This is a genomic window from Thioclava sp. L04-15 (assembly GCF_002020275.1).
Taxonomy (GTDB): domain Bacteria; phylum Pseudomonadota; class Alphaproteobacteria; order Rhodobacterales; family Rhodobacteraceae; genus Thioclava; species Thioclava marina.
On the sequence record NZ_MPZW01000003.1, the window covers coordinates 174,284 to 200,031 of the forward strand.

Genomic DNA, 25,748 nt, shown 5'->3' on the forward strand with positions numbered 1-25,748 from the left:
GAAACGGCTAGGCTGCTCACAAATGAGTGAGTCGCCGGGGGGCTGCACATGACCGTAACATCCGTCGAAAACAGGCGCGATCACGCCCTGCACCGCATTCTCGAACTCGGCGCCGAAGAGGTGCCGGGACGCATTATCGAGATGCGACGCGAAAAGACCCTCTCGAAGCTGATCGTCGAGATCAATGCTGGGCTGGTCTCCGACAACGGAGATGAGCGTGCCCGCGCCCAAGCCGCGCTGGACCGGCTCGGCTTCATCTGAGCTTGATCGGCCAGACAAAAGAAAAGGGCCCAAGAGGGCCCTTTTCCACAATCGCTTCAGGCACCGATCAATCGAGCGGAGCCATCCAGCCAGCTGCCTGGAAGCCACCCATCGGGGTGCGAAGGTTGCTCGTCGGCTTGGCACCGAACGCCATGCGAACGCCGAGATAGACATTCGTCTCGTCGGCTTTGTCCTCGGAGTTGGCGGTGATGAGGCGACGGCTCACGGCACCGACGACGTCCAGCTTGTCATTGACCGAGTAGTTCACCTCGAGCGTCCCAGCACGGTAACGACCCCAGTCGCCGCCGCAGTCTTCGAAGCAGCTGCCCGAATAGGCTTGCTCGAGGAAGAGGTTCATGCCGAAGCGATCGGTAACCTGAGCCGCGTAACCGAGCGTGATGTCGTAGCCTTCGAACTCGTTGTCATCGGAGGCGCCATTGGCCGAGACATAACCGATCTGACCGTAGGCCTTGCCCCGCCAGATAGCTTTTTCGACTTCGAAACCGAGAGTCGTGCCAACCGCGGTGCGGCCCGCATCGGAAGCGTCGTCGTAACCGGTGAACAGACCTGCGCCAGCATAAGCGCCGAGGTAGGCGAACGAGAACTCGCGGCCGACATGGACACCGAACGCGCCCGTCGTCGTCGGGCCGGTGTAATACACGTCGTTGTTACCCGAATCGCCGTTTTTCTCGACACGGCCATCAATGGCAAAACGATACCCACCGCCAATTTCGGTCGCGGCATAGCCGCCAACGTAAGCACCGTAGAAAGGCGAACCGTCGATATCGGTGTCCGTGCTGCTGCGCGAAGTCGAGAAGACCCCGCCCTCAATCGAACTTTCCCAATCTGCAGCCGCAGCACCATGTGCAACCGCGAGGCACGAGATCGCGGCAGAAAGCAGCAATTTCATGGTCATAGCAAACCTCATTCCGTTTTTTCAGCGATCGCACAGGAGGGGAGGCAAGGTCACGGCGATCAACATACCCTTTAGAACCCACACAAGTGGATCCTAAGATGTTTTATGACATATATCGAAGGGAAACTGTCGTAGGGGAAGCTATACGCCAAAGACGTAGCGAATTGGCAACAAGAACGTGAACATTATTTATCGCCCGAAGAGGGCCCGCCTGATTTCTTCTTCGCGTCACGCACTTTCCTGGCGGCATCCTTGTGGGCCGCGCGCTTCTTCGCATCGACATGCTTCTTCAGCCGCGACGGGATCGACTTCTTGCGATCCTTGTAGGGGTTATCCTTGCCCTGATCGCGCATGTAGAGGCGGATCGGCGTGCCGGGCATGTCGAAGCTCTCGCGCAGCCCGTTGATCAGGTAGCGCTCGTAGCTCTCGGGGATCTTGTCGGCATAGGTCGTCTTGACCACGAACCCCGGCGGGCGGGTCTTCGCCTGCGTGATGTAGCGCAGCTTGATGCGGCGACCGCCCGGGGCGGGCGGCGGATGCGCCTCGGTCATCGCGCGCAGCCAGTTGTTGAGCTTCGCGGTCGGCACGCGGCGGTTCCAGACCTCATGCGCGTTCAGGATCGCATTGTGCAGACGGTCGAGCCCCTTGCCGGTCTTGGCCGAGACGGTCACAAGCGGCGCGCCTTTGAGCTGCGGCAGAAGGCGCTCGAACGCCTCGCGCAGTTCTTTCAGCTTTTCGGGCTTGTCCTCTTCGAGGTCCCATTTGTTCGCAGCGACCACCACGGCGCGGCCTTCGGTCTCGGCGAAATCCGCGATCCGCAGATCCTGGGTTTCGAAGGGAATATTCACGTCGAGCAGCACGACCACGACCTCTGCGAAGCGCACGGCGCGCAAGCCGTCGGCCACCGAGAGCTTCTCGACCTTGTCGGTCACGCGCGCCTTCTTGCGCATCCCCGCCGTGTCCCAGATCCGCATCGGCGTGCCCATGAACTCGGTCGTGACCGAGATCGCATCGCGGGTGATCCCGGCCTCGGGTCCGGTCAACAGGCGATCCTCCCCGAGGATCTTGTTGATCAGCGTCGATTTGCCCGCGTTCGGGCGGCCGATCACCGCGAGTTGCAGCGGTTTTGCGGCCGAGGGCGGCTGGTAGGCGGGAATGTCGCCTTCCTCGATCTCCTCGTCGATGACCACATCGGTCTCGGGCGCATTCGCGGCGTGGCGCTCGGCGAATTCGTCGGCCAGCGGCACCAGCGCGGTATACAGGTCGTCGAGCCCCTCACCGTGCTCGGCCGAGATCCGCAGCGGCTCACCCAGACCAAGGCTCCACGCCTCCATCGCGCCGGCATCGCCCGCAGCCCCTTCGGCCTTGTTGGCCGCGAGAATCACATGGGCGTTCTTCTTGCGCAGGATGTCGGCGAAAATCTCGTCGGCAGGCGTCACGCCCACGCGCGCGTCAATCAGGAACAGGCAGATATCGGCCTCTTCCACCGCGCGCTCGGTCAGGCGGCGCATCCGGCCCTGGAGGCTGTCATCCTCGGCCAGTTCGAGACCGGCGGAATCGATCACGATAAAGCGCAGATCGCCCAGACGCGCATCGCCCTCGCGCAGGTCGCGCGTGACCCCGGGCATGTTGTCCACAAGCGCAAGGCGCTTGCCGACAAGCCGGTTGAACAGCGTCGATTTGCCGACATTCGGGCGGCCCACGATGGCCAGGGTAAAGCTCATGATGCCCTCCTTGGGCGTATACGAGCGGCCCCCTTACACCCTAAAAGCCTCACTGAAAAGCGTGCAGTTTCCCGTCGCCGCCCACAACGTAAAGGGTGCGGCCTGCCACGACCGGGTCGGTCGAGGCCCCGCCCGGGATCTTCGCCTCGCCGATGAGCGAGCCGTCGACCGGGCTGAAGACCCTCAGCATCCCGTCGGAAGAGGCCACGTAAAGCTTGCCGCCTGCGAGCACCGGGCCGTAATTGGCAGTGATCGTGCGCTGCTTCTTGACCTTTTCCTTCTCGTAATAAGGCAGGTCCTTGGACCAGATCTGCGCGCCGGACGCCGCATCGAGGCGCACCAGCTTGCCATTGTCCGAGGTCAGGAAGATCGAGCCGCCCACAACCTGCACGGGGCTGTTCGCCCCTTCGGTCGCGGTCCAGAGCCGTTGGCCAGAGGCCACATCGAAAGCGGCGAGCTTGCCCGCCGAGGAGCCGGCATAAAGCGTATCGCCCACCACGACCGGATCGCCGGTCAGATCCACGACCGAAGCATAGGCCACGCCCGGACGAGCGCCAGCGACCTTGGCCTGCCAGGTCGACATGCCCGATTTGCGCAGCGCCCCGGCAAGGAAGCCCGAGGGGAAGGGGAAGACCACCATGCGGTCGGTCACGACCGGGGCAGAGACACCCGTCATGCCCGAGCTCGACGGCGTGCCCGGCATCTGCCAGACCACCTTGCCGTCCGAGGCGCGGATCGCCCAGGCCGAGCTGTCGCGCGCCACCACATAGACCACGCCGTCACGCACGGTCGGGGCGCCGCCGATCCCGGCGTCGAAATATTGCCGCCACTTGATCGCGCCGGTGGCCGCGTCGATCGCGACGAGCTCTGCGAAATCGGAGGTCACGAAGACCGTGCCCGCGGCATAGGCGACGCCGCCCCCCGAGGCATCGCCCTCGCGGTCGCCCGGAGGCGTGATGTCGGTCTGCCACACACGCCCGCCATTGGTTGCGGTCGCCGTCACGCGGGCCTGGCTGTCGAGGGTGAAGACCTTGCCCGCCGCCACGATCGGATCAGCAGTGATGCGGTAGCGGCGTGCATTGCCCGCCCCGATATCGGCCGACCAGACCAGATTGGTGCCCGAACCGATCGCCGCGTTGAACAGGCTGTGGGTCGCCGAACCGCCGCGTTGGGGCCATTCGGCATTGTTCACCACGCCCGGCAGTTTGATCGGCAGGGACTGCTGTTGATCCGTGCCAGCCTCGACCGGCAGGCCCTCGGCGGCCAGCATCGCGTCGCGCGGCGACATGCGTTCGCCCGGCAGGATCACTTCCTTCCTGGAGCAGCCCGAAATGACCGCAGCCAGCCCCAGAACGCAGATCGCCTGTTTGCTCAGATTCACGCCCGTTCCCCCTGCCCTTCGGATCCGCTGCCCGCCCTCGCATCACCCAAGCGCGCGGCAAAGACCTCTTTGGTTCAACCCTTTACTCTTGCGGTGCCGGAGCGGCCTGCCCCGGCTCGGTCGGCACTTCGCCGCCCAGCGCCACAATCAACTCTGTCGCGCGCTGTTGCAAGCCCGGCGTGAGCCCGGCATCCGCGAGAATCTGCTTGGCGATCTCGATCGCACCGTCGCTGTCACCCGCCGCAAGCTTCACCGCCGCCTGCTGCTCCATCGCGAGCAGACGATAAGGTGCCCCGGGCGTAGCCAGCTTGACCAGAACCGCATCGCGTTTCGCGGGTTCCATCGTGTGGCCCGCCGCGATCACCGCCTTGAGCTGCGCCAGTTCGCTCAGCGAGCGCGGCACATCGGCCTGCGCGCCGACCGCGTCATAGAATTTCACCGCCTCTTCGGGATTGCCCGCCTCGAGCGCCGCATCGCCCTGCATCAGGTCGCGCACCGCCTGACGGCTACCGCCCTCGGCGTCGATCTTCGCCAGCGCCGTGCCCGGATCCTTGTCCGCCACCGCGGCCATCAGCTTGTCGCCGAAGGCGCGCGCCTCGGTCTGGGCCTTTTCCTTCTGCCAGGCGTTCCAGCCCGTGCCGCCGACGATCGCGAGGATCACCACGCCACCGATCCATCCCCATTTCTTGAAGGCGGCAAAGAGCTTGTCCTGCCGGACGGCCTCGGTGACTTCCTCGATGAAACTGTCGGTCTCGCTCACGCGTGCCTCTCCTCGCTGCTGTCGGCCCCTCTTACACGCCTCCCCCGGCGCTGCCAAGGCCCGCGCGGGACGCGAACGCGCGAGGCTTCGCGCTTGAGATCATGCCCCGCTCTCATTAATGTGAACTCGATGGTTCACCCGTGCGTAGTCGGGGAAACCGAAGCCAAGGCACAGGAGCCCACCCGATGCGCCCGATCCCGATCCTCAACGCGATCCTTGTCCTAGTGGCGCTCTACCTTCTGGTCTTCGAGCGTGATCGGGTCATGGGCTTCCTGGGCGATGCGGCGAGTCCCGCTCAGGAAGACCAAGCCGCGCAGGTCGAGGCGGAGCCTTCGGTCCCGGTTCAGGCTATCGCGTCGAAAGCGCAGCCCGTCGATCAGGGCGTTCTGACGCGTGGCCAGACGGAGGCTGCGCGCCGCGTCGAAGTGCGTGCCGAGACGACGGGGAAGGTGATTTCCGAACCGCTCGACAAGGGCGCTCAGGTTGAACAGGGACAGCTGCTCTGCAAGCTCGATCCCGGCACCCGGCCCGCAGCTCTGGCCGAGGCGCAGGCGCGGCTCGACGAGGCAAGGCTGAACGCCACGGCGGCGCAGAAGCTGCAGGCGGGCGGGTATCGCTCGGACACGGCCGCCGCCTCGGCGCAATCGGCGCTGGAGGCCGCGACCGCCGCCGTCGAGGCCGCGCAAACGGAACTCGCGCGGCTCGACATCACCGCGCCTTTCGCGGGCCGGATCGAAGAAGACACGGCCGAGCTGGGCGCGCTTCTCTCTGCGGGCGGTCTTTGCGCGACCGTGATCCAGCTCGATCCGATCAAGCTCGTGGGTTTCGTGCCCGAGACCGAGATCGACCGCGTCCACGAGGGCGCACGCGTCGGTGCGCGCCTTGCCACGGGCCGTGAGGTGCTTGGCCGCGTGACCTTCGTGTCGCAATCGGCCGATGCCGCCACCCGCACCTTCCGCGTCGAAGCCGAGGTCGCGAATACCGATGGCGCGATCCGCGAGGGCCAGACCGTCGAAATGATCATCGCCGCCGATGGCACCAAGGCGCATTTCCTGCCGGCTTCGGCGATGACGCTCAACGATGACGGCAAGCTGGGCGTGCGTCTGGCGGTGGATGGAAAGGCCCATTTCGCCCCCGTCACCTTCCTGCGCGACACGCCCGCAGGGGTCTGGCTCGCTGGTCTTCCCGAAGAGGCCACCGTGATCGTGGTCGGTCAGGATTACGTCACCGAGGGCTCGCCCGTCGCCGTCACGCTGGTCGATCATGCACCCGGCGATGTCGCGACCGACACCCCCGCCCCCGGCACGCCCGCGCCGGAGGCCGCGCAATGACCGGTATCGTCGATTGGGCCGCGGCCCGCGCGCGGATGGTGATCGCCTTCGTGGTGATCTCCATCGCCGCGGGTCTGACCGCCTATATCGGCCTGCCCAAGGAGGGTGAGCCCGATATCGAGATCCCGATGCTCTTCATCTCGGTTCCCTTCCCCGGCATCTCGGCCGTCGATTCCGAGAAGCTTCTTGTCAAGCCGATGGAGACCGAACTGGCCGGTCTCGACGGTCTCGACAAGATGACCGGCATCGCGAAGGAGAATTATGCGGGCGTGATGCTCGAGTTCGATTTCGGCTGGGACAAGACGAAGATCATCGCCGATGTGCGCGACGCGATGAACACCGCCGAGGGGAAATTCCCCGACGGGTTCGAGAAATACTCAATCAACGAGATCAACTTCTCGGAATTTCCGATCGTTGTCGTGACGCTCTCGGGCAACGCGCCCGAACGCACCTTGCAACAACTCGCCCGCGAGCTTCAGGACGAGGTCGAGGGGCTGGAGCCGGTGCTGGAAGCGCAGATCGCGGGCCAGCGCGACGAGATGCTCGAAGTGGTGATCGATCCGCTAAAGCTCGAGGCCTATAACGTCACGGCGCCCGAGCTGATCAACGTGGTGCAGGCCAACAACCAGCTGATCGCGGCGGGCGAGGTCGAAACGGAGGGCGGCGCGTTTTCCGTGAAGATCCCCGCGACCTTCGAGTCCGCGCAGGATGTCTACGCCCTTCCCGTGAAGAAGAACGGCGAGAGCGTCGTGACCTTGGGCGATCTGGCCGATATCCGCCTGACCTTCGAGGACCGCACCGGCACCGCGCGCTTCAACGGAGAGCCGACCGTTGCGCTGCAGATCGTCAAGCGCAAGGGCTACAACATCATCGACACGGTGGACCTGCTGCGCAAGACCGTGGCCGAGGCCGAGAGCCGCTGGCCCGAACCCCTGCAACGCGCCGTCGACGTGGGGATCTCGCTCGACCAGTCGAAGACGGTGGGCGCGATGGTCAGCCAGCTCGAAGGCTCGGTGCTGACCGCGATCGCACTGGTGATGATCGTGGTGCTGGCGACGCTCGGCACGCGTTCGGCGCTGCTGGTCGGCTTCGCGATCCCGACCTCGTTCCTTCTGACCTTCCTGCTTCTCGGCATGATGGGCGTGCCGATCTCGAATATCGTGATGTTCGGGCTGATCCTCGCGGTGGGCATGCTGGTCGATGGCGCGATTGTCGTGGTGGAATATGCCGACAAGCGGATCTCGGAGGGCTCCGGCCCGATGGCCGCCTACACGGAAGCCGCCAAGCGCATGTTCTGGCCGGTCGTGTCGTCCACAGCGACCACGCTCTGCGCCTTCCTGCCGATGCTGTTCTGGCCCGGAGTTCCGGGCGAGTTCATGGGGATGCTGCCGGTCACGATCATCTTCGTGCTTTCGGCTTCGCTGGTCGTGGCGCTGGTCTATCTGCCCGTCGTGGGCGGCGTCGCGGGCCGGATGAGCCGCCGCCTCGATATGGGCGCGCGCGTCATCAAGGGCTGGCCCTATGCGCTGCGCCTCGCACTGGCGGTCGCCTCGGCGGCGCTCGTCTTCCTTGGCGCGATCCTGACGCTCAACCCCGATTTCTTCTCGGGCACGCATAGCGCCTCGGGCGATCTCGCGCGCTCACTGCCGGGCGTGGCGCTGTTCGTGCTCGCGACGATGGCGAGCTCCATCACCTTCACCGCCGCCAAGCCGCAGCGCGCGCCGAAACCCATCGAAGCTGGCTATCGCCGCCGTCCCTTCGGCCATTTCATTTCGCTGATTGCAGGCAATCCGGTCATGCCGCTGATCACGGTGGCGGTGATCGTGGGCGCGGTGATCTTCACCTTCGGATATTACGGGCGCAACAATAACGGCACCCAGTTCTTCACCGATAGCGAGGTCGAACAGGCCATCGTCTATATCCGCGCTCGCGGAAACCTTTCCCTTTCGGAAAAGGACGCGCTGCTGCGCGAGGCCGAAAGGATGGCCCTTGGCGAGCCCGGCGTGGGTGCGGTCTTCTCCTTCGCGGGCGAAGGCGGGCTGAACCAGAACAATGGCGGGGCCAGCGCACCGCGCGACACGATCGGCCAGATCCAGGTCGAGATGATCCCCTGGGCCGAGCGCAAGGATGATCCCGAACTGGATGGCGACGTGGTGATGGAGAAGATCATGGCGAAGATCGCCACGATCCCCGGCATCAAATCCGAATATCTCGCGCAGGATCGCGGGCCGTCCTCGGGCAAGCCGATCCAGCTGCGCCTGAAGGGCAACGATTTCGCCAGACTCGACGAGGCCGTACGCTATGTCGAGGCCCACATGGCCGACATGACAGGCGTGACCGCGATCGAGGACACCCGCCCCCTGCCCGGCATCGACTGGGTCATCGACGTGGACGTCACCCGCGCGGGCCGCTTCGGTGCGGATGTGGCGACGGTGGGCGGCATGGTGCAGCTGGTCACGCGCGGCATCCTGCTCGACACGATGCGCGTGCCTTCATCCGACGAGGAAATCGAGATCCGCGTGCGCCTGCCCGAAAAGGATCGCGTCCTCTCCACCCTCGACACGCTGAAGCTGCGCACCACCGAAGGGCTCGTGCCGCTGGCGAATTTCATCACGCGCACGCCTGCGCCGAAGCTCGGCCAGATCGACCGGATCGACCAGACCCGATATTACGACATCAAGGCGGATGTGCTGGACGGGCTGACAAACGAAGCTGGCGAACCGATCAACGGCAACGAGCGCATCGCGGCGCTTGGCGAGTGGCTCGAAACCGAGGCCGTGCTTCCGCAGGGCGTCACCTATGAATGGTCCGGCGATCTGGTCGAGCAGACCGAGAGCCAGGACTTCCTGATGAAGGCCTTCGCGGGTGCGCTCGCTCTGATGTTCGTGATCCTGCTCGCGCAGTTCAACAGCTTTTACAACTCGGTCCTGGTGCTGCTCGCGGTGATCCTGTCGACCGCAGGGGTGCTGATCGGGATGCTGGTGATGGGTCAGCAATTCTCGATCATCATGACCGGCGTGGGGATCGTGGCGCTCGCCGGGATCGTGGTGAACAACAACATCATCCTGATCGACACCTATCAGGAATTCTCCCGCTACATGCCGCAGCTCGAAGCGATCATCCGCACCGCCGAAGCGCGGCTGCGGCCCGTCCTGCTGACCACGATCACCACGATGGCGGGGCTGACGCCGATGATGTTCGGCCTCTCGCTTGATTTCCTGAATGGCGGCTATTCGATCGACAGCCCGACCGCGCTGTGGTGGAAGCAGCTCGCGACGGCGGTGGTCTTCGGGCTTGGCACGGCGACGGTGCTGACGCTGGTGCTGACGCCCGCGCTGTTGTCGATCCGGGTCTGGTTCAACACCGGCGCCTATCGCGGCACGAAGGCGCTTTCTGCGTTGATGCAGGGCACCGACAGCTGCGCCGCGCGCGACCTCGCGCTGGAGCGCGCGATGCGCAAGATGCGCGGCCGCGAGATCATCTGGGACGATGGTGAAGCCGAGGGCGGCGTGAAGCCGCATCTGGTGCCGAATGCCGACGCGGCGGAGTGAGGCAGACACCAAAGCCCGGGCGCCCAGCCTGGGCCGCGCCGTTTCTTCCCCCGGAAGGCCGCATTGGCGGTGTCTCGCGGGTTCAAACGCCGTTCGGTACTTTCCAGATAAACCGCCAAACCACAAGCGGGACAAAGCCCCCGCCCAAGGCTCGGGCGCGTCCCTGATCGTTCACGCCACGCCCTGCTCCGCCGCATCTTCCTCTTCGGCCGACTGGCGCGCCCACATCGCGGCGTAACGCCCGCGTTGCGCCAGCAGCTCCTCGTGGCGCCCGCGCTCCACGATCTCGCCCTTCTCGAGAACGATGATCTGATCGGCATCGGCAATCGTCGAGAGCCGGTGCGCGATGGTGATCACCGTGCGCCCCTCGCCCATCGCCTTGAGGCTGGTCTGGATATCGCGCTCGGTCTGCGTGTCGAGCGCCGAGGTCGCCTCGTCCAGCAGCAGGATCGGCGGGTTCTTCAGGATCGTGCGCGCGATCCCCACCCGCTGCTTCTCGCCGCCCGAGAGCTTCAGCCCCCGCTCGCCCACGGCCGTGTCATAGCCCTCAGGCAGGCTCATCACGAAGTCATGGATCTTCGCCGCCTTCGCGGCGGCGACGATCTCGGCCTCGCTCGCGTCGGCGCGCCCATAGGCGATGTTGTAACGGATCGTATCGTTGAAGAGCACGGTATCTTGCGGCACCACGCCGATCGACTGGTGCAGACTCTCCTGCGTGATGTCGCGCAGATCCTGCCCGTCGATCGTGATGCCGCCGCCCGTCACGTCATAGAAACGGAACAACAGCCGCCCGATCGTCGACTTGCCCGAGCCCGACGGCCCGACCAGAGCCACCGTCTGACCGGCGGGCACGTCGAAGGAAATCCCCTTCAGGATCGGCCGCGCCGGGTCGTAATGGAACTCGACCTGATCGAAACGGATCTCGCCGCCTTTCACTTTCAGAACATCCGCGCCGGATTTATCCTGAATTTCTGCCGGTTGCTGCAACAAATCGAACATTTCGCCCATATCGACCAGCGCCTGCCGGATCTCGCGATAGACCGTGCCGAGGAAACCCAGCGGCATGGTGATCTGGATCATGTAGGCCTGCACCATGACGAAATCGCCGACCGTCAGCGTGCCCGCCTGCACCTCCATCGCCGCCATCACCATGACCGCCACCAGCCCGATCGAGATGATCAGCGTCTGTCCGGCATTGAGCGCCGCCAGCGACTGGCCGGTTTTCACCGCCATCGCTTCGTACCCCTTCATCGACTCGTCGTAGCGCTCGGCCTCGCGCTTGGCGGCGCCGAAATATTTCACCGTCTCGAAGTTCAGAAGACTGTCGATCGCCTTCTGGTTGGCCGCCGTATCGGCCTTGTTCATCTCGCGCCGGATCGACACCCGCCATTCGGTGACCTTGAATGTGAACTTGATATAGGCGGCGATGGTCACGATCACGACCGCCGCGTAGCGCCAGTCGAAGACCACCGCGAAGATGATCGCCACCAGCGTCAGCTCGAGGATCAGCGGCCCGACCGAGAACAGCATGAAGCGCAGCAGGAACTCGACGCCTTTCACCCCACGCTCGATGATCCGGCTGAGGCCGCCGGTCTTGCGCGTGATGTGATAGCGCAGGGACAGCTGGTGCATATGGGTGAAGGTCTGCAGCGCGAGATGGCGCAGCGCGCGCTGCGCGACCTTCACGAAGATCGCATCGCGCAGCTCGCCGAAGGCCACCGTCATCAGCCGCGCCATGCCATAGGCCACGGTGATCCCCACCGCGCCCAGGCCCAGCGCCCATGCCGGGTTCGCGCCTGCATCGCCCGAAAGCGTATTGACCGCCGCGCGATAAACGAAGGGCGTCGAGACCGAGATGATCTTGGCGATCACCAGCATCACCATCGCGAGGATGACGCGCCGCTTCACCCAAGGCGCTTCATGCGACCACAGATAGGGCAGCACCGCGCGGATCGTGCGCCAGCCGCGGGCGCGCTCATCGGCATTCATCTTGCCCGCGGTCGTGATCTGTGACGGAGGCATCGCGCCCCTCCCCTTCTTCTTGACGAAAATATCTCGGGGGCTTCCGGAGGAAGCGGGGCAGCGCCCCTCCACGTCGGAAACCTGCGCGCAACCTAGCGGCTGGCGGGGCGAAGTCCAGCCTCGCGAGAGCCTTGTGCGTTACTGCGCAGCCGCTCCCGAGGCGCTGTCGGGGGACGGAATGGTGAAGACCTGCCCCGGATAGATCAGGTCGGGGTTGCGGATCTGGTCGCGATTGGCGTCGAAGACCCGCACATAGAGGAAGCCATCGCCATAGACCTCGCGCGCGATCGCCCAGAGCGTGTTGCCCTCGACGATCTGCACCACCTTCACCGTGCCGCCCTGATCCGAGACCGGCTGCGTCTCGGCCCCGGCGGGGCTGGCGGCGCTTGCGACGACGATCTGGTCTGGCTGGTCGAACTCGGTTTCAGCCCGCGCGATCACCTTGCCCGTGCCGTCGCGCGCATCGATACGCAGCTTGTGCTTGCCCATCCCGAGCCTCGGCAGATCGAGCGCCCAGCGCCCATCCGAGGCCGGTTTCGCCTCGGCGACCAGCGTGTCGTCGAGATAGGCGGCCAGATCCGTACCCTCGGGCGCGCCGCGCCCTTCGCTGCGCGCGCTCTTCCCTGCACCGAAGGAGATCGTGTCGATCACCAGCGACGTGCTGGCAGGCGCAAGCACACGCGCGCCATCCGCATCGGCCACGATCGCGGCGGCGGGCGGGGCGGCGGGTTGCGCGGTCGCCTCGGTCGCGGACACCTCGGCCGCGCCCTCGGCCACAGCGACCGGTTCGGGCTGACCACGCAGCACCAGCGTTTCGGCGCTCTCGCGGCTCTGACCATCCGCCCCGGTCACCTTGAGCGACAGCGCGCGCGGATCGGCCACCGGAGGCAGATCGAAGAGCGCCACGAAATTGCCCGCGCCATCGGCCTGCACCTGCGAGACCGATTGCCCGTCGACGAGGATATCGACCTTTGCACCGGGATCGGTGCGCCCGGCCAGCGTGACCGATCCGTCAGGGGCCGCCCGCAGCGCGTCGAACTGGACCTGAGCGAAATCGCCCGGGGCGGCCTGCGCATCGGGCGCCGGTGCGGTGAGCGTCTCGTTTTCCGCAGCTTCCGGCGCAGCATTAGCGGCAGCCTCTGGCGCGGCCTCGGCGCTCTGACCGGCCACGGGCGCCTCGTCTTCTGCGCTCGGGCTCGGCGCGGAAGCAACCGCCGCCTCATTCGCCTCGGCAGGTGTCTCGGCCGACGGAGCTTCGGCTGTCTTCTCAACGGGTTGCGGTGCAGGCGTCTCGCCCGGACGCGACAGCGCCCAGATCACCAGCCCCAGCACCACCAGCACGACCGCCACGGCCCCGCCTTTGAGCATACCGCCCGCTCCGGCGCTCTCGGCGCCCTGCTTGTCGTGTTCGGTCATCCCCGCCCCTTTTCGATCCCTTTCGATCCCTGCCCGATTCCGTGCGATATGTCCCTCTCGCACGGCTTTGTTCCCGGGTCACTTGAGCGAGCTTAGCAACCCCGCTATCACCGCTCAAGAACCGCCTTTTCCTCTGGAGCCGACGCCATGACCCATCCCCGTTCCGTCTGTGTCTATTGCGGCTCGCGCGCGGGCGCGAAACCTTCCTATGCCACAGCGGCCAAGGCGACGGGGGCGATGCTCGCGGCGCGGGGCTGGCAACTGGTCTACGGCGCGGGCGACGTCGGGCTGATGGGAGAGGTCGCACGCGCCGCCCAGGATGCGGGCGGGCGCACCTTCGGCGTGATCCCCGAGCATCTGTTCCCTCGTGAGGTCGGCAAACGCGATCTGACCACCTTCGTCGTCACCGAAACGATGCACGAGCGCAAGAAGGTGATGTTTATGAATGCCGATGCCGTGGTGGTGCTGCCCGGCGGCGCGGGCTCGCTCGACGAGCTGTTCGAGGTGCTGACCTGGCGCCAGATCGGCTTGCATGAAAAGCCGATCTTCCTGCTCAATACCGATGGCTACTGGAACCTGCTCGCCGCGCTGATCGACCAGATCGTGGGAGAGGGGTTCGCCGATGCATCGCTGCGCGACATGCTGGTGATGCTCGACGATGTCGACGCGCTCGAGACCGCGCTCGTTTCCGCCTTCGCCTAGGCCGCCTTCACCGAACGCTTCGGGCGCAGATTGACGCTCGAATAGGCCGCAAGCGCGGTCCAGATCAGCCCCAGCGCGATCGCATGCCAGATCGTGACCGGCTCGCCAAAGGCCAGGGTCGCGACCGAGAATTGCAGCGTCGGGTTGAGATATTGCACCAGCCCTACCGTCGCCATCTTCACCCTTTGCGCCGCATAGGCGAAAAGCAGGAGCGGCGTGCCGGTAAGCGGCCCCGAGAAAACCAGAAGCGCCGAGGTCTTCCAGTCGCTGCCGAAATGGCCCGCATCGACCGCCCCGCCCCACCAGCCGTAATGGAACCCGGCCAGCACCACAATCGCGACGGGCGACAAGAGCAGCACCTCGGCGCAGACCGAAACCATCGGCCCCGCGCGCAACCCCTTCTTGATCAGCCCGTAGGTGCCGAAGGTGAAGGCGAGGATCAGCGAGACCCAGGGGGCCACGCCAAGTCCAACCGTCAGCACCACGACCGCCAGGGCCGCAAGACCGACCGCAGCCCATTGCAGCGCGCTCAGCGCTTCGCGGTAGATGACGAAACCCAGAAGAACCGCGACGAGCGGGAAGATGTAATAGCCAAGGCTTGCCTGCACCGCATGGCCCGATTGCACCGACCAGATGAAGGTGAACCAGTTGGCCGAAATCATCAGCGCGGCGGTGGCGATCACCAGCGTGCCGCGCCCGCGACGCTCGGATAACGCACGCCAGATCTCGGCGAGCCGTCCCTTGAAGGCGAGGATCACCGCGAAAAAGGCAAAAGACCACAGGGTACGATGGGCCAGAACCTCGATCGGCGGGACCATGTCGAGCATCTTGTAATAGAGCCCCGACAGGCCCCAGATGATGCAGGCCGCCACCATCGCCCAGAAGCCCTTGACCGCCTCGTTCATTCCGCACCCTTTCCACTCACCGCGCGAAATTGACCGATCGGACAGGGAAAGGGAAGAGGCGCACGCGCGCGAAGCTGTGCGCCCAGTCGCGCCTCGGGTCTGCAATCTCTCACAGATACGCGTCGCCCGAAGCCGTCACGCCGCTGCGCGGTGCATGTGCCGAATAATTTCGCGGAAGATTTGGCCGACACCGCTCCGGAGACGATCGAGCCAAAGCGCGAGCGATCCCGGTTTGGAGACGCTCACGCATGGCCCAAACAGGCTGCCGGACATCTAAACATCTAAGTCCGACAGCCCCTTGGTCAGCGCTCAGGCCGCCTCGAGCTCTTCCTTCACCAACCGTTCGATCTCGTCGATCGGATGTTTGGTGAGGGTCTTGTCGATCTCGGCCACCAGAACGTCGGCAACGCTCTTGTGCAGCGATTGCCTCACCTCGCCGAGGATGCGCGGCGCGGCGGCGAGGACGAGACGGTCGATCCGGCCCTGCTGAACCATCTGTAAGAGCGTGTCGGCCAGATCATCGGCAAAACGCATCTTCGCGAGTTGATGCCAATCGGTTTCTTCCAGCGCCGAGCGCTGCCCCACCCCGGTATCGGCCATGCGCCCGGGCCTGTCAGTGCCCTGCTCCCGGTCGGCGGGATTCTCCTGCGCCTCGACGCGACGCACGACAAGCTCGGGATGAACGGTATCGGCGACATTTTCGAGAAACAGCGCCTTCTCGCCATCGGCGATCACGACCCAGGTGCCCTTGGTCAGTTGTTTCATACCATCTCCTCCTTTTCATCCGTTTGCCGATGCCAGCTGCCACGCAGGCAAAGCCAGAAACAGCCCAAGACGCGGCGGCTGCCACGCCTGCTTCTCATGTCCCGATCGGGGCGGTATCTCAGGTCACCGGGCGGCCCGCTCCGCTCTCGCGGTCTTCGCGGGCCCCACGCCCGGACCCTCCCCGGTCGCGCGCATGAAAACTGTCTGAGCGGAGTCGCTCTATATGTTAATTGTCCGCCCGGGAGCGGTGGATTGTCAAGAAACGCGATGACGCAGGGCAATCGACGATGGGCATCCTTTCGCTCCGATATCCGGCAGCTTTTTGCACGGGCGCGCGTGGCGCGCGCCATTCGGTTCAAAACCGGGAGCGAAAAACGAAAAGGGCGCCCCGACAGGACGCCCTTCGCAAATCAATCGTGCCGCGATCACATGCGCGAGGCGACATTTTCCCAGTTCACCAGCTTGTCGAGGAAGTTCGACAGGTAGGCCGGGCGCTTGTTGCGGTAGTCGATGTAGTAGGAGTGCTCCCACACGTCGCAGCCCAGCAGCGCGGTCTGGCCGAAGCAGAGCGGGTTCACGCCGTTCTCGGTCTTGGTGACCTTCAGCGCGCCGTCGGCGTCCTTCACCAGCCACGCCCAGCCCGAGCCGAACTGGCCCGCACCGGCGGCCGCAAACTCTTCCTTGAACTTGTCGACCGAGCCGAAGCTCTCGACGAGGGCCTTTTCCAGCTCGCCCGGCATCTTCTTCTCGCCCGGACCCATCATTTCCCAGAACTGGGCGTGGTTCCAATGCTGCGAAGCGTTGTTGAAGATACCGTTCTGCGCGACCGCACCGGCCTGGTAGGTGCCCTTGACGATCTCTTCGACCGACTTGCCTTCCCACTCGGTGCCGGCGATCAGCTTGTTGCCGTTGTCGACATAGGCCTTGTGGTGAAGGTCGTGGTGATATTCGAGGGTTTCCTTCGACATACCCAGATCGGCAAGCGCGTCGTGGGCATAGGGAAGATCGGGAAGTTCAAAAGCCATGATGTCCTCTCTTGGTTCGAAGGTTCGGGTTTCAAACCCTAAAGAAGCGCTGGCGGTTCCGAGGTCAAGCCCGTTTTCCGAGTGAAGGGCTCAGGCTTTGCGCCTCAGCGAGAGCGCAATCCCTCCGATCACAAGGGCCGCCGAGAGCCAGAACCGTGCCGACGGGATCTCGGCGAGCAAAACCGCGCCGCCCAGCGCCGCGAGCAGCGGCACGGAAAGTTGAGCGATCGCGGCGAGGCTCGCGGGGATTTGCGGCAGCACGCGATACCACAGCGCATAGCCGAGCCCCGAGGTCACGGCACCCGAGAGGATCGCGGGCCACCAGCCCCAGCTTGCCCCCTGCCCCCAATCGCCCACACCAAGCATCCAGATCAGCGCAAGGGGAGCTGCCAGAGCAAAATTGAGCGCGGTGGCCGTCAGCGGGATGCCCACACGCCTCCCGTTGAGTGAATAGAGCCCCCAGCCGACACCGCCCAGCGCCATGAGCCCGAAGCCGCGCGGATCGATATCCGCGCCCCCGGACGCGGGCAGCAGCAGGACCGCAAGCCCCGCAAATGCCAGCCCCGCCCCGATCCAGCGCCAGAGCGAGATCGGCTCGCGCATCCACAAAGCGCCTGCGAACATCGTGATTTGCACCATGCCGAACAATGTCAGCGCGCCAACGCCCGCATCGATGAGCCCGCTCGCGATGGAAAAGCCGAAGATATAGAGCGAGAGCGTCGCGACCCCGGTTCCGAGAATCGCGGGTGGCATGCGCAGCCCCGCGGTCCCCTTCGCCCGGATCGCCAGCGCCAGCAGCACCAGCGCACCGGAGCTCAGCCGCACGAAGCCTGTCTCCGCAGGCCCCCAGCCTGCATCATGCACCGCCATCCGGTTCAGAACCGAATTAGAGGCGAAAGCGATCATCACGAGGGCGGTCAGGGCAAAGAGGCGCATGGCGCCGAGAATGGTGCGAATTGGCGCAATGTCCATCCGACTTTCAGGTCGGGCGCCGGGGAACGAACGCTGTTTTCGGCTTTGAGCCGGATGATTTAATTCAAAAACGCGAAGGTCTCATGAACCTGCGAGCCTTCGCCAATGCGCCCTGCCGAGAAATCGGCATGCGCGGCCCGGGCGAGCCGCCCGGGCAATTTTTCTCACTGAATTGCCGATCGCGCCGATCAGTCGCGCGAATACAGACCCTCGTAGATCGGGGTCAGCGTCTCGGTCTCGAAGAGCGACGAGACCGAGGTGCCCGACCAGGTGTTCAGGATCGCCTGGGCGAACATCGGCGCGGTCGGCACGATGCGGATATTCGGGCAGGCCTTCACGGCCTCGGTCGGCTCGATCGAGTCGGTGATGACCAGCGATTTCAGCGCCGAATTGGTCACGCGCTCGACGGCCGGACCAGAGAGAACGCCATGGGAGATATAGGCGTGAACCTCGGTCGCGCCGTGTTCCATCAGCAGGTCAGCGGCCTTGCACAGCGTGCCGGCGGTGTCGACCATGTCATCGACGATGATGCATTTCTGGCCCTTCACGTCGCCGATCACGGTCATGCCTGCGACCTCGCCCGCTTTTTCGCGGCGCTTGTCGACGATCGAGAGCGGCGCCTCGATCCGCTTGGCCAGCTCGCGGGCGCGTGCCACGCCGCCCACGTCGGGCGAAACGACCATGATATCGTCGGTCTGACCCTTGAAGTTGTGCAGGATGTCGAGCGCGAAGACCGGGGAGGCATAGAGGTTGTCCACCGGGATATCGAAGAAGCCCTGGATCTGCGCCGCGTGCAGGTCGAGCGTCAGGATGCGGTCCACGCCCGCCTCAGTGAGCAGGTTCGCCACCAGCTTGGCCGAAATCGGCGTGCGCGCCTTGGTGCGGCGGTCCTGACGGGCGTACCCGAAATAGGGGATCACGGCGGTGATGCGATCGGCCGAGGAGCGTTTGAGCGCATCGGTGATGATCAGTAGCTCCATCAGGTTGTCATTGGCCGGGTTCGAAGTCGGCTGGATGATGAACATGTCCTCGCCGCGCACGTTCTCGTAGACCTCGACGAAGATCTCCTGATCGTTGAACCGCTCCACCCGGGCATCCACCAGACCGACCGACATACCGCGATGCATCGACATGCGCCGCGCGATGGACTGGGCAAGCGTGCGGTTCGCATTGCCGGAGATGAGCTTGGGTTCGGTGACGACGGACATGGGGCAGCATTCCTTCGAAAGTGTCTTGCCGGGGGATGACCGGCGGGATTCGCTTGATTGCGCCTGCCTTAGCACCGGGGTAGCGTGGCGGCAATTTGCACCGTCAAGAAAGTGTTATGAATGGCACGGATCGACTACTTTTTCGGCGTCTTCAGCCCCTGGACCTATCTCGCCGGGCTGCGCCTGGAGGAGATTGCCGCCCGGCATGGCGCCGAAATCATCTATAAACCGCTCGACCTTCTGGGGCTTTTCGACCGCACCGGGGGCGTGCGTCCCGCCCAGCGTCACCAAAGCCGGATGGAATACCGGATGCAGGAGCTCAAGCGCTGGTCGGCCAAGCTCGGCATGAAGATGAACTTCACCCCGCCCGGCTATCCGCCGAACCCCGCCCCGGCCTCTTACGCGATCATCGCAGCGCAAAAGGCAGGCGGCGGCGATATCGGCGGGCTGGTTCACGCGATCGCGCGCGCCTGCTGGGCCGAGGACAAGGACATCGCCTCCGACGAGGTGATCCGCGCGGCGCTCGAGGCCAACGGTTTTGACGGCAATCTGGTCACCACCGGGCTTTTCGACGGGGCCATCGCCTATGAGCGCAACCTCGAGGAGGCGGTGGAGCGTGGCGCCTTCGGCTCGCCTTTCTATATCGTGGCCGAAACCGACGAGCGCTTCTGGGGCCAGGACCGGTTGCACTTTCTCGACGACCATCTGGGGACGCTCTGAATGCCGCGTGATCTGAGACAAGGGGCCGAAGTTTTCTGGCAAAGCTTCGGTCACGGTGAACGGCCGGCCATCGCGATCCATTGCACGCTGGGCTCCTCCAATCTCTGGGCCGGGGCACTCGGGCCGCTCGCGGGCGAGATCAGCGCCGTCGCCTTCGACCAGCCCGGTCACGGGCAATCCGCGCCCTGGCGGGGGGACGCCGCCGAGCCGGGCGCGTTCCAGACGCAGGTGACGCGGATCGCGGCGAGCTTCATCGAACGCCCCGTCGACCTGATCGGTCACAGCTTCGGCGCCTCGGTCGCGCTGCGCATCGCGGTCGGCGCGCCCGAAGCGGTTCGCTCGCTGACGCTGATCGAGCCCGTGCTCTTTGCGGCCCTGCCGGAAACCGATCCCGACTGGCAGGACCTGCGCGCAAAACAGGACCACTTCCAGCAGCTGATGGAAGCGGGAGATTACGAACCCGCGGCGCGCGGCTTCATGCGCGACTGGGGGACCGGCCAGCCCTGGGACAGCTATTCCGAGGCCCATCGCGAGCGCTTCATCGCCTCGATGCCGATGGTCGAGAATATCTCGCGCGCGAATTTCGAGGATCCCGCCCGGATCGCGCGCCCCGACGGGATCGAGCAGATCGACGCGCCGGCGATGATCATTCACGGCGACCGCTCGCCGCCGACAATGCCGAAAGTGGCCGAAGCGATCGCCGCGCGGCTGCCGGATGTGGGCGTCGCCTGCGTCGAGGGCGCCGGTCATATGCTGCCCGCGACCCATCCCGAGCACTGCGCGCGCCTGATCGCCGCCAATCTGGAACGTAGCTGACCCGATGGCCAAGGCATCCGCACTCTTTCGCTGCGCCGAATGCGGCGCGAGCCATGCCAAGTGGTCGGGGCGTTGCGACGCCTGCGGCGCGTGGAACTCGATCCACGAGGAAGCGCCGCTTTCGGCCACGCCCGGCTCGGGGCTGAAAGGCGCGAAGGGCAAGGTGATCCCGCTCACCGCGCTCGACACGAAGGAAACGCCACCTGCACGCGCGCAATCGGGCATGGTCGAGCTCGACCGGGTTCTGGGCGGCGGGCTCGTCCCGGCCTCGGCAATCCTTGTGGGCGGCGATCCCGGCATCGGGAAATCGACGCTGCTCTTGCAAGCTACAGCAGCTTTCGCCCGCAAGGGGCTGAAGGCGCTCTATATCTCGGGCGAGGAAGCGGCGAGCCAGGTGCGAATGCGGGCGCAACGCCTTGGCCTCGCGGATGCGCCGGTGGGATTGGGCGCGGAAACGAGCCTGCGCGATATCCTGACCACGCTCGAGGCCGAGCGCCCCGACCTCGTGATCATCGATTCGATCCAGACCATGTGGTCGGACAGCGTCGACAGCGCCCCCGGATCGGTCAGCCAGCTGCGCGCGGCCGCTCACGAATTGGTGAGCTTCGCCAAGAGGCGCGGCACGGCGGTGATCCTCGTCGGGCACGTCACCAAGGAAGGCCAGATCGCGGGTCCGCGCGTGATCGAACACATGGTCGACACCGTGCTTTACTTCGAGGGCGAACGCGGCCACCAGTTCCGCATCCTGCGTGCGGTGAAGAACCGCTTCGGCCCGGCATCCGAGATCGGCGTCTTCGAGATGACGGGATCGGGGCTGGCCGAGGTCGCCAACCCCTCGGCGCTGTTTCTCTCCGAGCGCGGTCAGCCTGCCCCGGGATCGGCAGTTTTCGCAGGGATCGAAGGCACCCGGCCCGTGCTGACCGAAATTCAGGCGCTGGTCGCCCCGTCTTCTCTCGCCTCCCCCCGGCGCACGGTGGTGGGGCTCGACTCGGGACGCATTTCCACCATCCTCGCGGTGCTGGAATCGCGTTGCGGCATTCCCTTCGCGGGGCTCGACGTGTTTCTCAATGTCGCGGGCGGCATGAAGGTGGTGGAACCCGCTGCCGACCTTGCCGCCGCCGCCGCCCTCCTGAGCGCACGCGAAGACGCGGCCCTTCCGGCGGACATGGTCATTTTCGGCGAAATCAGCCTCTCGGGGGCATTGCGCCCCGTGGGTCAGGCCGAAAACAGGTTGAAAGAAGCGGCAAAACTTGGTTTTTCACAGGCGATCGCGCCTTCGGGAACGAAAGCCGAGGGTTCAAGCGGGATGGCATTGCGCAAGCTGGGCGATCTCGTGACCTTTACTGGTGAGATGTTCGGCGCCGGATAGGGCCGACAACACAGGAGCGCAAATGGACGGGTTCACCATCGTCGATGCCATCGTGGCGGTCGTCATCATTCTCTCGGCGATCCTCGCCTATTCGCGGGGCTTCGTGCGCGAGGGTCTGGCCATCGTCGGCTGGATCGCCGCCGCCGTGGTCGCCTACATGTTCGCCAACGAAGCGCGCCCGCTCGTGCAGCAGATCCCCGGCCTCGACAAGTTCATCGGCCAAAGCTGCGAACTGGGCATGATCGGCGGTTTCGCCGTGGTCTTCGCCATCGCGCTCGTCGTGTTCTCGATCCTGACGCCGCTTTTCGCCTCTGCCGTGCAGCGCTCGGCGCTCGGGGGGCTCGATCAGGGTCTTGGTTTCCTGTTCGGCGTTCTGCGCGGGGTCGTCCTCGTTGCGGTGGCCTTCGTGGTTTATGACCGCGTGATGAACAATGACCGGGTCGCGGTGGTGGACGACTCGCGCTCGGCCAAGGTGTTCTCGCGCATGTCGGGCCAGCTCGACGAATCGATGCCCGCCGACGCGCCGGGCTGGATCGTGAGCCGCTATGAGCAGCTCGTTTCGGCCTGCCCCGCCCCCGCAGGTGCTGCGGATGCGCCCGCGCGCACCGACGAATTGCCCCCCGCCGCGGGCAATTGATGACAAATGGATGACGGATTTGCGGGCGCGAGGGGTTAACACCTCTCGCGTTTCGCATTAAATGGGCGCGAGTGCCCGCCCCCCGCACATCTCGGAGCCGCCGCCATGTCTTGCCCCGCCGCCCAGAAAACCCATTACGCCCATCCGTTCGATGACGACAAACTCAAGGAAGAGTGCGGCGTCTTCGGCGTCGTCGGCGTCACCGATGCCGCGAATTTCGTCGCCCTCGGCCTGCATGCGCTTCAGCATCGCGGCCAGGAAGCCGGCGGGATCGTCGCCCATGATGCCGAGAAAGGGTTCAACTCGGCCCATCGCTTCGGCTATGTGCGCGACAACTTCACCAAGTCGAGCCTGATGGAGACGCTGCCCGGCGATATCGCCATCGGCCATGTGCGCTACTCCACAGCGGGTTCCAAGGGCGCGGTGATCCGCGACATCCAGCCCTTCTTCGGCGAATTCTCGATGGGCGGCGCGGCTGTCGCCCATAACGGCAACCTGACCAATGCCGATGCGCTGCGCCGCGAACTGATCGAACGGGGCGCGATCTTTCAATCGTCCTCGGACAGCGAATGCATCATCCACCTGATGGCGCGTTCGATCCAGCGCAAGCATGCCGACCGGATCGCCGATGCGCTGCGCCGCGTCGAGGGTGCCTTCTCGATCGTCGCGATGACGCGGACCAAGCTGATCGGCGTGCGTGACCCGCTCGGCGTGCGCCCGCTGGTGATGGGCCGGATCGGCGACAACGGTTATGTGCTGAGCTCGGAGACCTGCGCGCTCGACATCATCGGCGCGGAATTCGTGCGCGAGATCGATCCCGGCGAGATGGTCGTCATTCAGGACGGCCATATCGAAAGCTCGCGCCCCTTCGGCCCCTCCACCGGCCGGTTCTGCATCTTCGAGCATGTGTATTTCTCGCGCCCCGACAGCATCATCGGCGGCCGCTCGGTCTATGAGACCCGCCGCGCAATCGGCGTGGAACTGGCCCGCGAAGCCCCTGTCGACGCCGATCTCGTCTGCCCCGTGCCCGATAGCGGCACCCCCGCAGCGATTGGCTATAGCCAGGAAAGCGGCATCCCCTTCGCGCTCGGCATCACGCGCAACCAGTATATGGGCCGCACCTTCATCGAGCCGACCGAGCAGATCCGCAACATGGGCGTGCGCCTCAAGCTCAACGTCAACAAGTCGCTGATCCGTGGCAAGCGGGTGATCCTGGTGGACGACTCGGTCGTGCGCGGCACGACCTCGCGCAAGATCAAGGACATGATCCTGGACGCGGGCGCCAAGGAGGTGCATTTCCGCATCGCCTCCCCGCCCACCGCCTGGCCGTGCTTCTACGGTGTGGACACGCCCAACCGCGACAAGCTGCTGGCCGCACGCATGACCGAAGAGGAAATGCGCGAGTGGATCTCGGTCGACAGCCTCAAGTTCATCTCGCTGGGCGGTCTCTATCGCGCCGTGGGCGAGGCCGAGGGGCGCAACGATGCCTGCCCGCAATATTGCGATGCCTGCTTCTCGGGCGAATACCCGATCACGCCTTCGGACCAGATCGAGAAGGGTTTCGAGATGAAGGCCGCCGAGTAAGGCTTTCGAACGTTTCGGATTTCAGCCCCGTCGGAGCAGCGCTTCGGCGGGGTTTTGTTTTGGGCGAGGGCTCGCCCGACCTTGGGTGGGCGCTGACACTCTGCCGGTGGTCGACACCTTATCGCGTTACATCCGGGCGACAGCCATGTGCGCGTCGTCGGAGCAAAAGCGCCCTCCCGGCGCTCGGGCCCGCCTTGCGCTGGAGCAACCATCGGGAACCCGGGACAGGTGAGAGCGGTGACAGGCCCCTACTCACTCCTCCTGGCAGCCGCTCAGAAGGGTCTGGCTCTCGCCATCCTCGGGGATCCACTCGAGCATCGCGCCCGAACCTTTCGTCCACCAGACATAACCCGCTTCACCCTCGCCATCCTCGGCATATTTCGCACCGTCAGCAGAGGCGACATGGCTCATCACCACCATCCGCCCTTCCAGCATCAGGACGACGCGCTGCGGCGTGCTGTCGTTGATATAAGCGGCGGGCACGCGCGCGCCGCGTTCGCACAGATAGGTGCGGGTGATGACCGGGTTGATCTCGTTCGTGGCGCTGGTCAAAGGGGCGAGCCTTTCCGGCGCGGCGCTGTCCTTCGCGGTCGCAGGCATGGTGAAAGCCGCGAGAAGGATCGCCGCGACGCTCAGATATGTCACGCTTCGTCCTCGACCCGGTCCGCCAGCGCCTCGGCGCGTGCCGCGATCTCGGCGAGCGTATCGGTGACTTCGGCGGGCACGACCGGCACTTCGATTTGCGGCGGATTGGCCTGCAATTCGTCGATCTTCGCCTGCAATTCGCCCAGACGGTTCTTCGCCTCGCGCAGCTGATCCTCGATCCCGGCGGCCTTGTCGGCCAGCATCAGCCCCGACATCAGCAGCATACGCGGTTCGGGGATCCGGCCGATCTGGCCCAGAAGCACCTGCGCCTCGGCATCGAGCATCGCAGCGGCCGAGCGCAGGAAATGCTCCTCTCCCTCCTGACAGGCCACGTCGAAATCGCGCCCGCCGATGGTGATCTTCAGCTCAGGCATCCTCGGCCTCCCCGGTAGCACCCTCGATGATCGGGTCGAGCCCCGCGATGATCTGCTCCAGCTCGGAGCTTTCGCTCTCGCGCGCAGCTCGCAGGGCCTGCAACTCTGCCATCAAAGCCTCATCCGAGAAGGCCACGCCCTCATCCATCAGTTTGCGATTGGCTGCGATCAGCGCCGCATTCGCCTGCTTGAGCGCCGCGACCTCCTTGAAAGCCGCCTCCTGTGCACGCACGGCCGCGCCATATTTGCGCTCCATCGCGTTCAGCGTCGTGTCCTGCTTCTCGCGGATCGCGCGCACGCGCTCGGAGAGCTGGGCATTGGCCTCTTTCTCGGCTTCGAGCGAGGCTTTCAGCTCGGCGATCTCGGCCGGGTCGGCGGCAGTGTCGGACGCAATCTCGGAAACGGGCTCGGGCACATGCTCGAAAACCGGCTCGGGCATCGCCTCGGGGGCCGGTTCGGGCTCTGCGGTCACCGCCCTTTGCTTGATCGCCTCGACCCCACGCCCGATCCGCTCGAGCGCGAAAGCGATGCGGCGTTCGTATTCGGCAATATCGCTCATACGCGCCTCCTCGTCCTCACATGTCCCGCTTCACGCGCCGAATCGCGTTCCGGCGGCGGGTTTGCGCCAGTTTAACCCTGATCGCAAAGCCAAGCCCACCCTTTT

23 protein-coding genes are annotated in these 25,748 nt (G+C 65.2%); 9 read left to right on the plus strand and 14 right to left on the minus strand.

The window, feature by feature from the left end; all coding sequences use genetic code 11:
* Positions 1–48: 48 nt before the first annotated feature.
* Positions 49–261, plus strand: a complete 213-nt coding sequence (locus tag BMI90_RS09210; RefSeq protein ID WP_078528598.1) for a hypothetical protein — start codon at positions 49–51, stop codon at positions 259–261.
* A gap of 67 nt (positions 262–328) precedes the next feature.
* On the opposite strand, the gene BMI90_RS09215 is transcribed toward BMI90_RS09210, so the two are convergent.
* The 4 genes from BMI90_RS09215 to BMI90_RS09230 form a co-directional block, all read right to left on the minus strand.
* On the minus strand, positions 329–1,177 hold the full coding sequence (locus BMI90_RS09215; protein WP_078528601.1) for a hypothetical protein: 849 nt from the start codon (positions 1,175–1,177) through the stop codon (positions 329–331).
* A 185-nt stretch (positions 1,178–1,362) separates the two neighbouring features.
* Positions 1,363–2,901 carry a ribosome biogenesis GTPase Der gene (der, locus tag BMI90_RS09220; protein WP_078528604.1) on the minus strand — a complete coding sequence of 513 codons (1,539 nt, stop codon included), beginning with the start codon at positions 2,899–2,901 and terminating at the stop codon, positions 1,363–1,365.
* Between the two features lie 49 nt (positions 2,902–2,950).
* Complete coding sequence (locus BMI90_RS09225) at positions 2,951–4,282, minus strand: PQQ-binding-like beta-propeller repeat protein (RefSeq protein ID WP_245794939.1); 1,332 nt, start codon at positions 4,280–4,282, stop codon at positions 2,951–2,953.
* 82 nt (positions 4,283–4,364) lie between these two features.
* Positions 4,365–5,042, minus strand: coding sequence for a hypothetical protein (locus BMI90_RS09230; protein WP_078528607.1), 678 nt, complete (start codon positions 5,040–5,042; stop codon positions 4,365–4,367).
* A 185-nt stretch (positions 5,043–5,227) separates the two neighbouring features.
* Here BMI90_RS09230 and BMI90_RS09235 point away from each other — a divergent pair, with 185 nt between their 5' ends.
* Both BMI90_RS09235 and BMI90_RS09240 read left to right on the plus strand, forming a co-directional pair.
* The gene (locus tag BMI90_RS09235; protein ID WP_078528610.1) at positions 5,228–6,373 is read left to right on the plus strand and encodes an efflux RND transporter periplasmic adaptor subunit; all 1,146 of its coding nucleotides are present in this window, start codon (positions 5,228–5,230) and stop codon (positions 6,371–6,373) included.
* Positions 6,370–9,924, plus strand: a complete 3,555-nt coding sequence (locus BMI90_RS09240; protein ID WP_078528613.1) for an efflux RND transporter permease subunit — start codon at positions 6,370–6,372, stop codon at positions 9,922–9,924. Before BMI90_RS09235 ends, BMI90_RS09240 begins: the two co-directional genes overlap by 4 nt.
* A 171-nt stretch (positions 9,925–10,095) precedes the next feature.
* Here the strand turns inward: BMI90_RS09240 and BMI90_RS09245 are convergent, their stop codons facing one another.
* Both BMI90_RS09245 and BMI90_RS09250 read right to left on the minus strand, forming a co-directional pair.
* Positions 10,096–11,946, minus strand: coding sequence for an ABC transporter ATP-binding protein/permease (locus BMI90_RS09245; RefSeq protein WP_078528616.1), 1,851 nt, complete (start codon positions 11,944–11,946; stop codon positions 10,096–10,098).
* Positions 11,947–12,084: 138 nt separating this feature from the next.
* Positions 12,085–13,362, minus strand: a complete 1,278-nt coding sequence (locus BMI90_RS09250; protein WP_078528619.1) for a LysM peptidoglycan-binding domain-containing protein — start codon at positions 13,360–13,362, stop codon at positions 12,085–12,087.
* Between the two features lie 147 nt (positions 13,363–13,509).
* Here BMI90_RS09250 and BMI90_RS09255 point away from each other — a divergent pair, with 147 nt between their 5' ends.
* A complete protein-coding gene (locus BMI90_RS09255; protein WP_078528622.1) occupies positions 13,510–14,064 on the plus strand; it encodes a TIGR00730 family Rossman fold protein in 555 nt (184 codons plus the stop codon).
* Here BMI90_RS09255 and rarD read toward each other — a convergent pair.
* The 5 genes from rarD to BMI90_RS09280 form a co-directional block, all read right to left on the minus strand.
* Positions 14,061–14,969 carry an EamA family transporter RarD gene (gene rarD / locus BMI90_RS09260; protein WP_078528625.1) on the minus strand — a complete coding sequence of 303 codons (909 nt, stop codon included), beginning with the start codon at positions 14,967–14,969 and terminating at the stop codon, positions 14,061–14,063. The two genes, BMI90_RS09255 and rarD, sit on opposite strands and share 4 nt — an antisense overlap.
* 309 nt (positions 14,970–15,278) lie before the next feature.
* Entirely contained in the window at positions 15,279–15,734 is a 456-nt protein-coding gene (locus BMI90_RS09265; RefSeq protein ID WP_078528628.1) for a host attachment family protein, read from the minus strand.
* Positions 15,735–16,159: 425 nt separating this feature from the next.
* On the minus strand, positions 16,160–16,759 hold the full coding sequence (locus BMI90_RS09270) for a superoxide dismutase (RefSeq protein ID WP_078528631.1): 600 nt from the start codon (positions 16,757–16,759) through the stop codon (positions 16,160–16,162).
* A gap of 90 nt (positions 16,760–16,849) precedes the next feature.
* Positions 16,850–17,731, minus strand: a complete 882-nt coding sequence (locus BMI90_RS09275) for a DMT family transporter (RefSeq protein WP_246831526.1) — start codon at positions 17,729–17,731, stop codon at positions 16,850–16,852.
* A gap of 188 nt (positions 17,732–17,919) precedes the next feature.
* Positions 17,920–18,939: a ribose-phosphate pyrophosphokinase gene (locus tag BMI90_RS09280; protein ID WP_078528634.1), complete on the minus strand. Its 1,020-nt coding sequence runs from the start codon at positions 18,937–18,939 to the stop codon at positions 17,920–17,922.
* Positions 18,940–19,059: 120 nt separating this feature from the next.
* Here BMI90_RS09280 and BMI90_RS09285 point away from each other — a divergent pair, with 120 nt between their 5' ends.
* From BMI90_RS09285 to purF, 5 genes are all read left to right on the plus strand, one after another.
* Positions 19,060–19,659, plus strand: coding sequence for a 2-hydroxychromene-2-carboxylate isomerase (locus BMI90_RS09285; protein WP_078528637.1), 600 nt, complete (start codon positions 19,060–19,062; stop codon positions 19,657–19,659).
* Positions 19,660–20,475, plus strand: coding sequence for an alpha/beta hydrolase (locus BMI90_RS09290; RefSeq protein WP_078528641.1), 816 nt, complete (start codon positions 19,660–19,662; stop codon positions 20,473–20,475).
* Between the two features lie 4 nt (positions 20,476–20,479).
* Complete coding sequence (gene radA, locus BMI90_RS09295) at positions 20,480–21,844, plus strand: DNA repair protein RadA (RefSeq protein WP_078528644.1); 1,365 nt, start codon at positions 20,480–20,482, stop codon at positions 21,842–21,844.
* A gap of 22 nt (positions 21,845–21,866) precedes the next feature.
* Positions 21,867–22,481, plus strand: a complete 615-nt coding sequence (locus tag BMI90_RS09300; RefSeq protein ID WP_078528647.1) for a CvpA family protein — start codon at positions 21,867–21,869, stop codon at positions 22,479–22,481.
* 105 nt (positions 22,482–22,586) lie between these two features.
* Positions 22,587–24,065, plus strand: a complete 1,479-nt coding sequence (gene purF / locus BMI90_RS09305) for an amidophosphoribosyltransferase (protein WP_078528650.1) — start codon at positions 22,587–22,589, stop codon at positions 24,063–24,065.
* Positions 24,066–24,317: 252 nt separating this feature from the next.
* Here purF and BMI90_RS09310 read toward each other — a convergent pair whose 3' ends face one another.
* From BMI90_RS09310 to BMI90_RS09320, 3 genes are read right to left on the minus strand one after another with little or no spacing between them, the layout of a single operon-like run.
* A complete protein-coding gene (locus tag BMI90_RS09310) occupies positions 24,318–24,710 on the minus strand; it encodes an MliC family protein (protein WP_078528662.1) in 393 nt (130 codons plus the stop codon).
* Positions 24,707–25,084: a cell division protein ZapA gene (locus tag BMI90_RS09315; protein WP_078528665.1), complete on the minus strand. Its 378-nt coding sequence runs from the start codon at positions 25,082–25,084 to the stop codon at positions 24,707–24,709. The genes BMI90_RS09310 and BMI90_RS09315 overlap by 4 nt, the downstream gene beginning before the upstream one ends.
* Complete coding sequence (locus BMI90_RS09320) at positions 25,077–25,643, minus strand: hypothetical protein (protein ID WP_078528669.1); 567 nt, start codon at positions 25,641–25,643, stop codon at positions 25,077–25,079. The genes BMI90_RS09315 and BMI90_RS09320 overlap by 8 nt, the downstream gene beginning before the upstream one ends.
* Positions 25,644–25,748 lie beyond the last annotated feature (105 nt).